The sequence below is a fragment of the Chryseobacterium oryzae genome (assembly GCF_022811665.1).
Taxonomy (GTDB): domain Bacteria; phylum Bacteroidota; class Bacteroidia; order Flavobacteriales; family Weeksellaceae; genus Chryseobacterium; species Chryseobacterium oryzae.
This window is the reverse complement of record NZ_CP094529.1, coordinates 849,062-863,614: the sequence shown is the minus strand read 5'-3', so window position 1 is coordinate 863,614 and position 14,553 is coordinate 849,062. Positions and strand designations below refer to the sequence as shown.

11 protein-coding genes and 1 tRNA gene are annotated in these 14,553 nt (G+C 33.9%); 5 read left to right on the top strand and 7 right to left on the bottom strand.

The features are described from left to right. Positions 1 to 64: 64 nt before the first annotated feature. A tRNA-Gln gene (locus MTP08_RS03990) sits at positions 65 to 135 on the top strand. A gap of 356 nt (positions 136 to 491) precedes the next feature. Here MTP08_RS03990 and MTP08_RS03985 read toward each other — a convergent pair. Continuing rightward, positions 492 to 1,610: a DNA polymerase III subunit gene (locus MTP08_RS03985; protein ID WP_243577142.1), complete on the bottom strand. Its 1,119-nt coding sequence runs from the start codon at positions 1,608 to 1,610 to the stop codon at positions 492 to 494. 202 nt (positions 1,611 to 1,812) lie between these two features. Here MTP08_RS03985 and MTP08_RS03980 point away from each other — a divergent pair, with 202 nt between their 5' ends. The 3 genes from MTP08_RS03980 to MTP08_RS03970 are packed head-to-tail and all read left to right on the top strand — an operon-like array spanning position 1,813 to position 4,736. Then, positions 1,813 to 3,090 (top strand): hypothetical protein, encoded by a 1,278-nt coding sequence (locus tag MTP08_RS03980; RefSeq protein WP_243577141.1) that lies wholly within the window; start codon positions 1,813 to 1,815, stop codon positions 3,088 to 3,090. A 2-nt stretch (positions 3,091 to 3,092) separates the two neighbouring features. Continuing rightward, positions 3,093 to 3,689 carry an LPS export ABC transporter periplasmic protein LptC gene (gene lptC / locus MTP08_RS03975; protein ID WP_243577140.1) on the top strand — a complete coding sequence of 199 codons (597 nt, stop codon included), beginning with the start codon at positions 3,093 to 3,095 and terminating at the stop codon, positions 3,687 to 3,689. Positions 3,690 to 3,692: 3 nt separating this feature from the next. Further along, complete coding sequence (locus MTP08_RS03970; RefSeq protein ID WP_243577139.1) at positions 3,693 to 4,736, top strand: anhydro-N-acetylmuramic acid kinase; 1,044 nt, start codon at positions 3,693 to 3,695, stop codon at positions 4,734 to 4,736. 29 nt (positions 4,737 to 4,765) lie between these two features. On the opposite strand, the gene MTP08_RS03965 is transcribed toward MTP08_RS03970, so the two are convergent. Continuing rightward, a complete protein-coding gene (locus MTP08_RS03965) occupies positions 4,766 to 5,155 on the bottom strand; it encodes an SRPBCC family protein (RefSeq protein WP_209389983.1) in 390 nt (129 codons plus the stop codon). Positions 5,156 to 5,184: 29 nt separating this feature from the next. Here MTP08_RS03965 and MTP08_RS03960 point away from each other — a divergent pair, with 29 nt between their 5' ends. After that, complete coding sequence (locus tag MTP08_RS03960; RefSeq protein ID WP_317233005.1) at positions 5,185 to 5,790, top strand: NUDIX hydrolase; 606 nt, start codon at positions 5,185 to 5,187, stop codon at positions 5,788 to 5,790. 97 nt (positions 5,791 to 5,887) lie between these two features. Here MTP08_RS03960 and MTP08_RS03955 read toward each other — a convergent pair whose 3' ends face one another. The 5 genes from MTP08_RS03955 to MTP08_RS03935 form a co-directional block, all read right to left on the bottom strand. Next, on the bottom strand, positions 5,888 to 8,737 hold the full coding sequence (locus MTP08_RS03955) for a M16 family metallopeptidase (protein ID WP_243577138.1): 2,850 nt from the start codon (positions 8,735 to 8,737) through the stop codon (positions 5,888 to 5,890). 198 nt (positions 8,738 to 8,935) lie between these two features. Then, positions 8,936 to 9,616 carry a hypothetical protein gene (locus tag MTP08_RS03950; protein ID WP_243577137.1) on the bottom strand — a complete coding sequence of 227 codons (681 nt, stop codon included), beginning with the start codon at positions 9,614 to 9,616 and terminating at the stop codon, positions 8,936 to 8,938. A 110-nt stretch (positions 9,617 to 9,726) separates the two neighbouring features. Further along, the gene (locus MTP08_RS03945; protein WP_243577136.1) at positions 9,727 to 11,061 is read right to left on the bottom strand and encodes a trigger factor; all 1,335 of its coding nucleotides are present in this window, start codon (positions 11,059 to 11,061) and stop codon (positions 9,727 to 9,729) included. A gap of 143 nt (positions 11,062 to 11,204) precedes the next feature. Continuing rightward, a complete protein-coding gene (locus MTP08_RS03940; protein WP_243577135.1) occupies positions 11,205 to 11,795 on the bottom strand; it encodes a hypothetical protein in 591 nt (196 codons plus the stop codon). A gap of 21 nt (positions 11,796 to 11,816) precedes the next feature. Next, positions 11,817 to 14,210 carry a TonB-dependent receptor gene (locus MTP08_RS03935; RefSeq protein WP_243577134.1) on the bottom strand — a complete coding sequence of 798 codons (2,394 nt, stop codon included), beginning with the start codon at positions 14,208 to 14,210 and terminating at the stop codon, positions 11,817 to 11,819. Between the last annotated feature and the right edge of the window lie 343 nt (positions 14,211 to 14,553).

Sequence of the window (14,553 nt, the reverse complement as noted above, 5' to 3'; positions counted from 1 at the left end):
AAAAGTTTCAAAACTATTTGCAAATAAACAAAAACGCTGTATATTTGCACCACAAAACAAACAGAGACCCATGGTGTAGCGGTAACACTACTGATTTTGGTTCAGTCATCTGGGGTTCGAATCCCTGTGGGTCTACTTATTAGTTATAAACACTCTGAAAATCAGAGTGTTTTTTTTTATTTTTAAATAGAAAAATACAACTATCTAAATTCCAAACGATTATCTTAAAAAGAAGGGGATTAATTAATGTACAATTTAATTAAGGTTACCTATATTTGATTTCAGTTTCTTCTTATTACTTCCAAAGAATTATTCTTCAACATCAAGTAACTCTAGCAACAACTTTTATCATTATCATAAATACATTTTCTATAGGCACAATCAATATTTTAAAATAGCTATGAATAATTTTATATTTTTAATACATATAAAACAATTAAGAATCAAAGTTTTATTTGTATTAAAAAGGCTATTGAATAAATTCAATAGCCTTATGTATTTTTATGAATATATCTCGAAAGTTTAATTCCCAAATCTGTCCACACTATTTTGGGATTACCATTTCGGGTTAAATGATGATCTGCCGTGCTTATTTCTTCTAAAATATTCACAATATTCGCTCCACTAATAAATCTTGAGAACCCTTCCCAATTAAAACCATTAGCATCAATCTTTTTATAAACAAGATTTGGAGACTGGTAGTTCTGCAATAATGCCAATCTGAAAATTTCGGCAGCGTAATCCAGAAAATTCTTTTGTTTTTCTCTGTTCCAGCCTGCAATTTCTCTTGCCCAAAGGATAATATTTTTAAGAAATTCGGGTTTCTTTTTCACCATAAAAGCATCACGAACCCATTGCACAAATAGTTTTTCAAACTCAGGATTTTTTGTTTCAGATTTCAAAAACCGAAGTGCATCGTTCAAGTTTCCCTGTGCCTGATGAGCAACTTCCTGAATTTTATCTTCAGACAAATCCAGATTCTTTTTCAGATAATTATGAATGTCTTCATCTGAAATTCTTGGAACTTCAATAATCTGAGTACGCGACAGAATTGTAGGGAGAATATCATCGGTTGAATCTGCAGTAAGAAAAATAAGGGTTTTTGCAGGAGGCTCTTCCAAAAATTTAAGAAATTTATTGGATGCAGCAATATTCATTTTATCGGCTCTCCAGACAATTAAAATTTTTGTCCCCCCTTCAAAGCTTTTTAGAGCAAACTTTTGGTTTTGTTCATCTACTTCGTCGGCAGAGATAAAAAGTTGTTTGTTTTCGGATTCCAAAAGTGCAGTCCAGTCATCATAACTTGCATACGGAGACTGAAGAATCATATCCCTAAAATCATCAAACCTGTTTTTGCTAACAGCATTTTTGCCCTCAGTAAATACCGGAAAACTGAAATGCAGATCTAAGTGATTAAGATGCTCCACTTTTGATGCTGCATGTTCGTTTTCACCTTGCAGAATTTCTTTCGCATACGCCAAAACCAAAGGCAATGTACCATATCCTTCTTTGCCTATAAAAAGCTGGGCGTGGCTTACTCTGTTTTTCGAAATACTATCTTTCAGGAGTTTTTTAAGATTTTCCTGTCCGGCAATGTTTTCCCAATTCATGCATCAAAGATAAATAAATTTGAGGAAGAGCTAAAAACCAGACAGCGAATTTTATACTGTTCCGTCTTGATTCAAAAATGTCTGATGAATTAAAATTACTTAATGAATTACCATATCAATCCCCTTAACAAACTTTAACCTCAGTAAATTTTTACAATTCATTAATATTTAAGATATTTGCGCATTATTTTAAAAATCTAGAATGAAAAAAATTTTTGTACTATCATTCATTTCGGTGGGGTATTTCCTTAACGCGCAGAGTTTAAGCAACTCTCCTTATGCAACTTATGGAATTGGAGATGTAAAATATGATAATACGATTGAAACTTCTTCAATGGGAGGAATTTCTACTGCTTATATTAGTGATTTTACGAGTAATTTCAACTTTGGTAACCCTGCAAACAACAACAATTTTGAACTTACCAGTATCAGACTTGAAGCAACCAATGAAAATAATTACTTCAAAACTAATTATAACAATACCAAATCTACAAAACATTCTACATATTTATCTAATATTGCTATAGCATTCCCTATTTCATCTAAAGTGAAAATGGGTTTTCTTTACCAGCCTTACAGTTCAAAAAGTTATGACATCATTCATACAGAAACATTGGGTGACGGAACTATTTATGGAAACAGATTTAAAGGTAACGGAACTTTAAATACAGCACAGGCTGCCGTTTCTTATAAAATTAATTCTGAATTTTCTGTAGGAGCCCGTGCAAATTATTACTTTGGAAGTTTATATGATCTGAATGAGTTTACTTCTTCTACCGCCGAATTAATCAATGGTTACGAGACTAAAAACAGCATCAAGAATTTTAATTTCACTTTAGGAACCAGCTATCAGAAACTCAATACAAGAACCGATAAAAAGTTTACCTTAGGAGCAACTGCTACATTTGGAAATACCAGTAATATGACTAATGAGTACATAAACAGTACTTATTATTATTCTGGTGTCGATGTAAAAGCAGGCGAAACTATTATAGACCAGAAAAATACAACTTCTAACAACCTTTTGCCTCTTCAGGCTTCCGTAGGAGTTGGATATGGTAGCGAAAACGAATGGTTTCTTTCCGGACAGATTGATTATAAAAAAGGAGAAACTATAAGCTATTTCGGAAACACTTTCGCTTTCAAAGATTCTTACAGAATTTCTGCCGGAGGTTGGTATTTGCCAAACTATAACAACTTTAGAAATTACTTCTCCAGAGTGGTATACCGTTACGGAGCTTTCTACGAAAAAGGAGGAATAGAACTTTACGGAAACAGCATTAATAAGTTTGGTATTTCTGCCGGAGTTATGCTTCCTTTCAAAAATAGTAACATTACAAGAATGAGCGGTTTGGAAATTGCTGTAGAACTTGGCAAAAGAGGAACTCTTAAGAACAACCTCATTAACCAGAATTTTGTCAACTTAAAAATTGGTTTCAACTTTGCCGACAAATGGTTCAGAAAATCTCTTTATAACTAATAATGAAAGTTATTTCCCATAACAAAAATAAATATATAGCATACCTTTTTAGTTGTGCTATATTTTTTATATTAACGTCTTGTGAAGAGGATCTTACCAAAATTAACGGTAACGATAATAAAAATTTCCCTTCTCAGATTATCTATAATGCTAAAATTATTCAAAGAGATTCCGGTTTTGTAAAATTGAGGGCAACCGCTCCTATCATTGAGAAATATCAGTTAATAGACAGCCCTTATACTGTAGCAAAAAAGGGAATGAGAATCGATTTTTTCGACAAGAAAAAACCAAATAACCCAGGAAATATTACTGCCAAATACGCAAAAATTTATGAGTATAAACAGTTTTATGAAGCAAAGGGCGATGTAAAAATCCTTACTAATGACGGGCAGAGATTTGCTACACAAAGTGTCTATTGGGATCAGAAAAAGAAAAGAATTTACACCAACGATACCGTTTATGCAACCATGAAAGACGGCTCTACCCTTGTACACGCTAAAGGAATGACGGCAAAAGATGATTTTTCTGAATATACTTTCTACAAGAATTCTGGTGACGTGAGCATTAACAATGCTAAATTTGCACAACCAAAGCCATAAATTATGATTGCCGCAATTGGTCTGATGTCTGGTACAAGCCTGGATGGTCTTGATATCTGTCTTGCCCAGTTCTGGAAAGACAATTTCTGCTGGAAATTCAAGATTATAAAGGCAGAAACAATTGCTTATCCAGACTCTTTAGAAAACCAACTGCGAGATTCTATCCATTTATCTTCACAAGAATTATTAGCTCTGAATTCAAGTTACGGTTTTTATCTCGGTGAAAAAGTAAAAGAATTTATCTCCGAAAATAATTTGCCACAGGTAAACCTTGTAGCTTCACACGGACATACCGTTTTTCATCAGCCTAAAAGAAAATTCACCTTGCAAATTGGAGACGGAAGAGCCATAAAACTTACAACTGGACTTCCTGTAGTTTACGATTTTCGTTCTCAGGATGTTTTGATGGGTGGAAACGGAGCTCCATTAGTTCCTATTGGTGATGAGTATCTTTTCCCTGATTACAATGCCTGCATTAATCTCGGAGGTTTTTCTAATATTTCTTTTACATCTGAAAATAAGCGTATCGCTTTTGATGTATGTCCGGTAAATATTATTTTAAATAAACTTTCGAGAAACCTGTCCCAAAAATTTGATGAGAACGGAGATTTTGCCCGCAAAGGAAAAATAGATGACTTGCTTTTAAAAAAGCTCAACAGTTTAGATTTTTATTCTCAAAATTTCCCGAAATCTTTAGGGATAGAATGGTGCAATACACATATTTTTCCGTTGTTCGAAGATGAAGATCCAAACGATCTCTTGGCAACTTTCACAGAGCATATTGCCTGTCAGATTTCAGAAGTTATCAACCAATTTCAGCTTAAAAAAGTCCTTTTAACCGGTGGCGGAACTTACAATACTTTTCTTATAGAGAAACTGCAAAATAAAACCAAAGCAGAACTGGTGATTCCTGAAAAAGATATTATTGATTTTAAAGAAGCCCTCATCTTTGCATTTATGGGAGTTTTAAGACTGAATAATGAGATTAATGTACTTTCTTCGGCAACCGGAAGCTACAAAGACCACTGTTCCGGCATCATTGCATAAAAAAACCTTCATTACTGAAGGTTCTGTTTCTATTTATAAGCTTCGATCTTATCTGTAAGCGTATTGATAAAATTTTGAAGCGGTTTTTCAACCATCATTTTAATGAATGGGTTAAATTTCCCTTCAAAAAGCATCTGAACTTCTGTTTGGTTTTCGTTCAGCGGTTTCAATGTAGCTGTTAATGCAAAATCTAAGCTTGAACTAGCCGATTTCAGTACGGCTTTATCGTCGTTTACTTCGTCAATTTTCAAAGCAATTTCCGGCATTCCCTGAAGTCCGAATTTGAAGCCGTCTTCCCTTGTTTCAAACTTCTGAAGCCCATCCGGCATAAATGCTTTGTAGTTTTCAGGAGATTTTAGCAGTTCAGACAAATCTTTAGATGATTTATTGACAATAATTTTTCGTCCTTCTAAATTCATTTTTTATTTTTGTATTTAAATTCTTACAAATGTATAAAGTTTTTGTGAACGAAAAAAAATTATTGATATCTAAGAACCAGGAAAACTTAGAGAAATCTATTAGCTTCGAAAGTTTCACAACTTTAGAAATTGCATTGGATCTTCTTGAGAATACCTCCACCTCGGAACTGAACGTGTATGGTGAAAATATCGATGAAATCTGGAAAGAATTTAAAAAACTCTTCCGAATTATTGAAGCTGCCGGAGGATTGGTAAGCAAACCCAACGGTGATATTTTATTTATTAAAAGGCTCGGCAAATGGGATCTTCCTAAAGGTAAGATGGAAAAAGGAGAATCTCGGGAAGAGTCTGCTGTAAGAGAAATAGAGGAAGAAACCGGTCTGAGAGAGGTAAAGCTTAAAGATTTCATCAATACAACTTATCATATCTACACCGAAAGAAACGGTGACAAGGTTTTGAAGTACACGCATTGGTTTGAAATGTATTTCGATGGAAAAGACACTTCTAAACCACAAATTGAAGAAGGTATTACCGAAGTTGCATGGAAAAATAGAAATCAGATAGAAAATGAAGTTTTCCCCAACACTTTCAAAAATATCCAATTGATTATTAATGAATTATATTTCAAAAATTAATCTACAATTAATTAAATTCAAACTATTAAAATTAAAAATGCTCAGATTATACCTCTGAGCATTTTTTATGTTACACTTTAAAACAGTGCTATTAAATTTATTTTTTCACTGTAGCTTTCACTTCAGTACCTTCCTTTTTTACAGATTTTTCCCATCCGTCTTCAGGCATTAATGTAGCAATAATTCTGTTTTTTGTAAGATATTTTTTAGCAACATCCTGCAAATCTTTTACGGTTAAAGCTTTTACTTTCTGTTCGTAATTCAGAATATCATATTTATCGCTTCCATCCAGTTGATTTTTAGCAATAGCACTCATCCAGTAAGAATTATCTTTAATGTCTGTTTTATAGTCATTCATCTCACCTTCTTTGTACTTGTTGAGGTCTTTTTGTTCAGGACCTTTGTCAATTAATTTTTGAACTTCGGCAATAGCACTCTTCGTTAATTTATCTGCATTTTCTGGTCCGCAAGGGAAACTTACACTGAAGCTGTAGCTACCATAAGGAACTTTTCCCATGTAACCTCTTGCACCACCACCATAAATTCCGCTTTCGTCTTCTCTTAATTTTTCGATTACTTTAATCGTAGCCACTTCTCCCAAAGCAGAAAGTGCCATAGCTTCTTTTTCGTTGTAAGGTGCTTCACCAGAATATACAATCTGAACCATACTTTTAGGATCTTTTCCTTTTTTGTAGACTTTATTATAATCTCCGGTAATCGATCTATAACCTGTATCTCTAAAGTTGGTTGCTTTACCTGTTGTAGGTAAACTTGCTATGTATTGTAAAACCTCATTTTTGAATTTTGCCTCATCGATATTTCCTACAAAGTAAAAGTGGAAGTTTCCTGCATTGGCAAATTTTTCTTTGTAAACATCATACGCTTTTTTATAATCTGTTGCTGCCCAATCTTTTTCTAAAGGAAGAATTCCTATAAATCTCGGGTTTTTCTGATTGGTAAATTTAGCATGCTCACTGGCGAAATAAGTTTGAGGATTAGAAAGCATATTATCCAGCATTGCAGACTGCTTCATTTTATAAGCATTAAATGCTTCCGGACTGTAATTAAGACCTGTAAAGTAAGAATACATTAACTCCATTGCAGAACTTAAATCTTTTTGGTTTGTTCTTCCTGAAATTCCTTCTACAATACCACTAATGAACGGACTTACACTTACCTGTTTACCGGCAAGATAATTGGTTAAATCTGCTTTAGAATAGCCATTTACTCCCGCTTCAGACAATGCCTGATAAGCGAACTGCGTTTTATTGTAATCTGCATCATTCAACAAAGAGTTTCCTCCCATACTTCTTGCCGTGAATACAATTTCATCGTCTTTGAAGTCTGTCTTTTTAAAAGTAACTTTTGCACCGTTGCTAAGCGTCCATGTAGTTGTTCCTAATTTGGCATCGGTTTCTGATTTAGCAATCTTACCTTCAGATTTAAAAGGTTTTACCAAATTCTTGATAGCAGCTTTCTCTTCATAAGGCTTAAGATCTGCCATTTTCACATCATCAAAAGTTTTCAAAACTAAAGCTTCTGTTGGCATTGTTACATTGTCTTTTTTAGGACCTGTAATAACAATAACTCTACTGTCATCTTTCACCATTTTTTTAATCACATCATTGGTCTGAGCCAAAGTAACCGTTGGTAAGAAAGTTTTAACATCTTCATATTCCCAAGCAATTCCCGGCATAGGCTCCTGCTCCAGGAAATTTCTTACATATTCGTTAACAAGCATATCGCTTTCTGTTTTGTCACGGTTATTGTAAGATCTTTCCATATTAGACATTGTCTGAGACTTTGCTCTGTCTAATTCTCCCTGAGTAAAACCGAATCTTTTTGCTCTTTCGGTTTCTTCCAGAAGAACCTTCAAGGCATTTACCTGATTTCCTTCTTTTACCATTGCAAAACCCTGGAAAGCTTCCTTAGTTCTTGCATATGTTCCGCCATGATAAACCGATCCGAATGTAAAAGGAGGATTGTTAGAATTTACCAATTCTCTCAACCTGTTGTTTAGCATAGTTGTAGCCAGACTTTCGATTAAGCTCTGGTTATATTGCTCTACTGTAACATCGGGTTTATACGCTTCCTTATCTTTCATGATAAACTGAACCATAGAATTGGTAGCATCAGGATCTGTCTCTATTGCAACCAGCGTTTCCTGATGGTTTGGAAGTTCAAAAACTTTTCTTTCTCTAGGTTTAGAAGGATTTTTATACTTGCTGAAGTTATCTTTAATTTTCTTTTCTACCTCATCTACATTAATATCTCCTACCACTACAAGTGCCATAAGGTCTGGTCTGTACCAGTCTTTATGAAACTGTCTGATAACTTCTGGCTTAAAGTTCTCCAAAACTTCTTTCTTACCAATAGGAAGTCTTTCTGCATACTGAGATTTATAAAGCAACTTCGGAAGATATTTATCAGACATTCTTTTATCGGCACCCAAACCTAATCTAAGTTCCTCCAAAACAACACCTCTTTCCTTATTAATTTGAGTATCTGTAAGAGTAGCATTAAAAGCCCAATCTTCCATCACCTTAAGTCCGGAATCTAAGTTCCCTGGCTTATCTAGCGGAACAGGAAGCATGTAAACAGTTTCGTCGAAGCTTGTATAAGCATTTAAATGTTGTCCGAATTTCACGCCAATCGACTGTAGAAAATCTACCAATTTATTGTCTGGAAAATTTTTGGTTCCATTAAAGTTCATGTGTTCCATGAAATGGGCAAGACCTCTCTGATTTTCATCTTCCAGAATAGATCCGGCGTTAATAGCCAGCCTGAAATCTACTTTTTTCTCCGGTAAAGTGTTTTTCTTGATGTAGTATTTCATCCCATTGGGAAGAGTACCAATCCTTACAGACGGATCTACGGGGATATTCTGTGCAAAAGCAGTTGCAGACAAAAGGAAAATTGCTGCAAACGACGAAAACTTTTTTTTCATAATTGTTTGATTATTAATTTATAGTTTATAATATAACTATTCACCTAACGAAGAAATAGTAATTATATTTTATCTGACGGTAAAAATAAATATACCCAAACAACAAAACGTATGTTTTTTAGTTAAACATTAGTTAAAATACTTTCAGAAATAAAAAAACCGGAATAAATCCGGTTATATTATGTTAAATAAATAATTTTATTTAAAATCATTATCGCTGATATCAGTATTCAGGGTAACTTTTGAAGTTTTAATTACAACTTTTTGTCCTCCACCTTCAGCTTCAATAACTTCGGGAAATTTCATTCCGTCAACTGTGATGTAGCTTTTAATTAAAGCACTACTTTGTGCATTAACTGTTTTGTAAAGCAATCCTGTAGAAACATCAAAATAGAGCTTAGTACCGTTAGAAATTAAAACATTATACTCCTTACCTTCTAAAGTTTCTACAGCAGAAGTATATTTGGAAGCATCAAATCCCAAAGCATCAATCGTTTTACCCTTTTTCAGTTCTGCAATTTTTTCTGAAGTAAAATCTACTCTTTGTCCGGTTTGCGTAGAATATCCTTTTTCTCCATCGAACACACTCATAATTTCTTTACCCATAACATTCTGAACGGATCTGAATTTATTGCCCATCTTCTTGGTTACCGAAGTAATCTCGATTCCTTGAGCATAGATAACATCTTCACTTACCGTAGATTTTACGGCACTTAATTTCGATCTTCCTCCAAGTGCATCAATGTATTTTTCTATAACAACTTGCGGAGTTACATTGGTATTGATAATTTCTTTCTCAATGACTATGGCAGAAACTTTTGCATCCATAGAAGTTGAAAATAACAGCGCACTGAATATTGGAATTATTATTTTTTTCATATAATTTTTTATACGTAAAGATACAAAATAAAAAAGACGAGTTTAATTTGAAAACAGAAAACTAAAATGCCTCCAAAAATTTTGGAGGCACTTCAATATATTATAAAAAATTACTTTTTAAGTTCTTCTAAAAACTCGTCATGAGAGATTTCAGTTTCTTTTTTTGTAGCTTTTTCTAAAATAACATCTTTCAGTTTAGTCATTGCAACTTCAGAAGAAATTTGTCTTACCTGCTCCTGATCTTTTAGCATTTCAACAGCATATTTCTGAATTTCTTCGTCACCTAAATGGTGTATTCCGTAGATTGCCAACTGGTTTTTCACCAACTGTTCTGCCTGAGACAAGATGTCTGCGTAGTCTAACTGAATTTCGTTTTCGCTCATCAGTTTCCCTTCAATGATCTGATATTTCAACTGATTTTTTTCTGCTTCAAAGATTTCTTTTGCCTGCTCTTCGGTGTGGATATTCTGGTTAGAGAACATCAACCATTTTACTAAGAATTCTTCAGGAAGTTTTACTTCTTCTTTTTCAGAAACCTGCTCCAATACTTTATTCACGAAGTGAACATCTGCATTTTGCTGGAAGTATTCATCCAATTCAGATTTTACTTTTTCTTTAAGCTCTTCTTCAGTTTTAATGTTTCCTTCACCGTATACTTTATCAAAAAGTTCCTGGTTAAGCTCAGCAAGATTCAAAGAATAAAAATCTTTTACTTTTACTTCAACCTCAGCGTGGTGTAAGCTTTCTGCCTCTTCTTTAGAGAATCCTAAATCTTTAGCCAAATCTTCATCAGACACTAAAGTTTCTTTAGATACTTTTACAGACTCATCCATTTTTAAAGACTTCACCAATTTGAAAGTAGCCTTGTTTTCTGCTGTAATGGTAACGTTCTTTGGATGGTGGTGGTGTTCTCCTTCTGCATTTTCTTCAACTACCTGAGTAATTTCTAAAGCAACATAAGAATCTTTTGTAATTTTATCTTGCGGAACTTGTTCTGCAAAACGCTTCTGCATATTCTCGATGCTCTTGCTGATTTCTTTTTCTGAAGCAGACACTTTGTAGTGAGGAGCCTCATATTTAGAAAGGTCGATAGAGAATTCTGGCTCGTAACCAACTTCGAAAGCCACTTCAAGCTTTTCAGCATTATGATTGAAGTCATTAACAGGTTGAGGAACCGGCTGACCTACTAATCTTAGCTTATTTTCGTTGATATAATTGTTTAAAGCATCAGAAACCTGCTTATTGATTTCTTCGAATGCAATACCCGCTTCATATTGTTTTCTTACCATACTCAAAGGCACTTTTCCTTTTCTGAAACCAGGAACCTGCGCATTTTTGGCATAGTTAATCAACTGTTTTTCTACTTTATCTTTGTAGTCAGATTTTTCTAATGTAACTGTAAGCAATGCACTTACATCATCATGATTTTGAGCTGTAACGTTCATTATCGATTAAAATTTTAGGTTGCAAAAATAGGAAATTTTTATGAAAATCATTCATTTAAATCAACTAAAAAAAGCAAAATGTTGTTAAAAACAAAACCATCGAAAAAATTCGATGGTTTTTGCTTACAAGATTAAAAAATATTTTAATACGTAATATTATAATTTGCCTGTGCATCGGTCTCTCCACCAGTATGAGTTCCGTAAATTACACCATTACCACTTACCGATGAAGCTTCTGATACTGTTACCGGCTCATGAAATAATGTAAGAACCAACTGTGCTGGAGCGGCTGTATTTTTAACGGCAGTATTCACTACCCATTTTGTTTTTATCCCCACTCTGTTCCCATCGGCTCTTGTAAAATCGGAAGAATCGGTACGGGTAAGTGTAATATCCGAATTAGGGAAATTATACACTAAAAAGTGTTCATTTACAGCTTCTTTTATTTCCTGTGTAGCATCTTCAGCACCATTTTTAAACATTACTTCTACATTGTAAGTATGCCCGTCTATTAGTTTTATATTCGGATTAGAAGTGCTGTTCACCTGATAATCATAAGTAACGGGAACACCAGTTGCCTGATCGGTAACTTTTAAAAGCACATCTGATAATTCTTCCTGAGGAAGATCGTCTTTTTCGTTATCATCATTATGTCTGCATGAAGATAAACTTAGAGATAAAGCTAAGAAAAAAAGACCTATAATAAGTTTGGTATTTTTGAAAGTATTTTTCATTTTTTTAAAGTTTTAAAGTTGTTAAAATTGATATTTTAGAGTTAAAATAAAGTTTCTTCCCATTTCATTAGAAAAGAAACGAAGTCTGTTGAGATAATCTCTGTAAGATTTGTTGAATACATTTCGGACAGAAAAATCCATCCCGAAATTTTTAGAAAAATTCAGTCCGGTCTGAAGATTCCAAAGTGAGTAACCATTTGGCGGCGTAGAAATATCCACCATCTGGTTGTAAGGGTTTCCATCTGAATCGAACAATCTGATAGGAACGTTATATACCGGAAATCTCGTCTGTTTAAGATACGTATTATTGCTAACGTTGAAATAAAAGTTCTTCCACTCTTTTTTGCTGAATTCCAATGAATTGTTAAAATTCGGAGGCATCATCATAATTAGAGGAACATCGTTCGTAAGGTCTTGTCCATACACATAAGAACCACTTCCTTTATAGAGAAGATTATCTGATATTTTCAACTGAACATCTACATCTACACCATACATTTTAGCATTAACCTGTTCGTAATTATATACGACAAATGCACCACCCCATTGTGTATTTTGATAACCTGTAGGAATTTGATTAATAAAATTTTTGGTGTAAAAAAGATACGGATTTACAGAAACATTTAATCCGCCTAAAACATTCGCTTTCATATTCGCAACAAGATTGAACTGATTTCCGGTTTCATTTTTCATTCTCATGTTTCCTCTTTCAATAATCGCTGCAGAATGATGCAGCCCATCTGCAAATAATTCTGCAATATTTGGCGATCTGGAAACTCTGGCATAATTCAGTTTTAAATCGAAATATGCCGATGGATGATATACAATACCCGCATTGGCAGAAATATTATGGTAATTTAAAACCGGTTTTGTAAGAATTCTGTTTTTATTGATTCTCGTTACAAAATCACTGAAATCTGAAGCATACAACTTATTCCAGTCGCTTAAATCGTACCATTTCGTTACTTCATAACGATCATAATCGTATCTACCTCCTGCTTCTAAGTCTAATTCCGGAGCAACTTTATATTTCAATACAGAATATACTCCGCCGTAAAAACGGTCGTAATTCGGAACTAATCTTCTGGCTTCGGTATTGGTATTGGAATAATTATTTTGATATCCTGCGTTAATTCCAGATTCAAGATTCCATTTTCCTCTTTCAATTAAATGATTAACATTAAAATCGTTGGTTACCAGTTCCAAATCCAGTGCAGCCTTTTTACTGAGCTCTTCGGTACGTCTTATATCGTATTCCTTTCTGTGGTTATATTGTAAACTGTACGTTGCAGTAATTTTCCCAAAGTTTTCGAATCTTTTATATCCGGAAACTTTTGCTATATGGTGTTCAATTTCCTGTCTTGGATTTCCCACTTCATAGCTGAAATCTCTCTGATAAAAAGGCTCCGGTGCTGTAAGTGCTCTCAGTAAATCTTCAGAATTACCCACATGGGAGCTTCTAAGAATTCCTATAGAACTTTTGGTAAGATAATAATCGAAAGAAAAACCCTGATTAAAATTCATTTTCTGAACCCCAAAATTAAATCCTGAAGTTTCTGCACCTGTATTCATAAGACCATATTCCGGAGCTTCCAGATCGCCAAGTTTTTTGTAGCTTCCGTTGGTTTTTACTGCCCATCCGTTTTCCCAAGTTTTCGCAAGTTTCACACTGAGATTAACTCCTTTTCCGTTAGAGATGCCCGAAAGGGAAACATTTCCCATAATGGTATCTTTTTTAGGAAGAATCTGCGGCTGTAAAACTACAACTCCGCCTACTGCTCCACTGCCGTATTTTAGAGCAGACGCTCCTTTTACCACATCCACATGCTCAAAATTATTAACATCTACATTCGGTGCATGTTCTACACCCCATTCCTGTTCGGCAAGTTTTACACCATCATTAAGGATTGAAACTCTACTTCCGTACAAGCCGTGGATAATCGGTTTGCTAATGTTATTTCCTGTTTTAAGAACATTTACACCCGAAATATTGGTTAAAAGATTTCCTAAATTTTCGGTTACATTTCTGGAAATTGTAGATTGGTCTATTGTTTTTACGATCATACTCCCATTATTCTTATGGCTTCCGTGTATTGTTACCATTTCAATGTCCTGAACATGATGTTCTAAAGTAATGGTAATATATATATCCTTTGTAACTCCTATATTTTCAGTATAATCGTTACAATCGGGATGCTTAGCAATGAGTTTATAATTTCCGGCTGGAATTTTCTCAAAAGAAAACTGCCCGTTTTTATCGGTTTTGGCAGAATACTCTCCTATGTAAACTTCTGCATTTCCCAGCTTGGTTTTGTCATGAAAATCCTGTACGACACCTTTTACAGTAAAAGATTTTTGCGCATTAATATTGACTAATCCTGTAAGGATCAGCAAAAAACTTACGATCAATTTCATAGTTAAATCAATTGAATGATATGATCTGAAATATTGAAAACATTAGCGTATTTCAACACATCAAATTCATTTTCGTTAAAAAAAAGGTTTAAATTTTTGGTAGGTCGAATTGAAAAATTCAGAACTTTTAAGCCGGATTACGAAATATATTCTACAAATAATCTAAAACATCCGCAATAAAGAGAGTCATTTATTTCGTTTTTAAAATTGAAATAAAAATCATCACTCAATTAGTTTGAATAAAATATTTCAGAAGTTATGATTATTGAATACCTTCAATTATATTTTAATGATAAAATAGATTAACAGCAGAAACAATCTGAAATCAGACTTCGTTCAACAC

Bases quoted from the DNA above. Each gene is read 5' to 3' on its own strand.
- MTP08_RS03985 (WP_243577142.1), bottom strand. From the start codon at position 1,610: ATGAATTGGGAAAACATTGCCGGACAGGAAAATCTTAAAAAACTCCTG.
- MTP08_RS03980 (WP_243577141.1), top strand. From the start codon at position 1,813: ATGAAAAAAATTTTTGTACTATCATTCATTTCGGTGGGGTATTTCCTT.
- lptC (WP_243577140.1), top strand. From the start codon at position 3,093: ATGAAAGTTATTTCCCATAACAAAAATAAATATATAGCATACCTTTTT.
- MTP08_RS03970 (WP_243577139.1), top strand. From the start codon at position 3,693: ATGATTGCCGCAATTGGTCTGATGTCTGGTACAAGCCTGGATGGTCTT.
- MTP08_RS03965 (WP_209389983.1), bottom strand. From the start codon at position 5,155: ATGAATTTAGAAGGACGAAAAATTATTGTCAATAAATCATCTAAAGAT.
- MTP08_RS03960 (WP_317233005.1), top strand. From the start codon at position 5,185: ATGTATAAAGTTTTTGTGAACGAAAAAAAATTATTGATATCTAAGAAC.
- MTP08_RS03955 (WP_243577138.1), bottom strand. From the start codon at position 8,737: ATGAAAAAAAAGTTTTCGTCGTTTGCAGCAATTTTCCTTTTGTCTGCA.
- MTP08_RS03950 (WP_243577137.1), bottom strand. From the start codon at position 9,616: ATGAAAAAAATAATAATTCCAATATTCAGTGCGCTGTTATTTTCAACT.
- MTP08_RS03945 (WP_243577136.1), bottom strand. From the start codon at position 11,061: ATGAACGTTACAGCTCAAAATCATGATGATGTAAGTGCATTGCTTACA.
- MTP08_RS03940 (WP_243577135.1), bottom strand. From the start codon at position 11,795: ATGAAAAATACTTTCAAAAATACCAAACTTATTATAGGTCTTTTTTTC.
- MTP08_RS03935 (WP_243577134.1), bottom strand. From the start codon at position 14,210: ATGAAATTGATCGTAAGTTTTTTGCTGATCCTTACAGGATTAGTCAAT.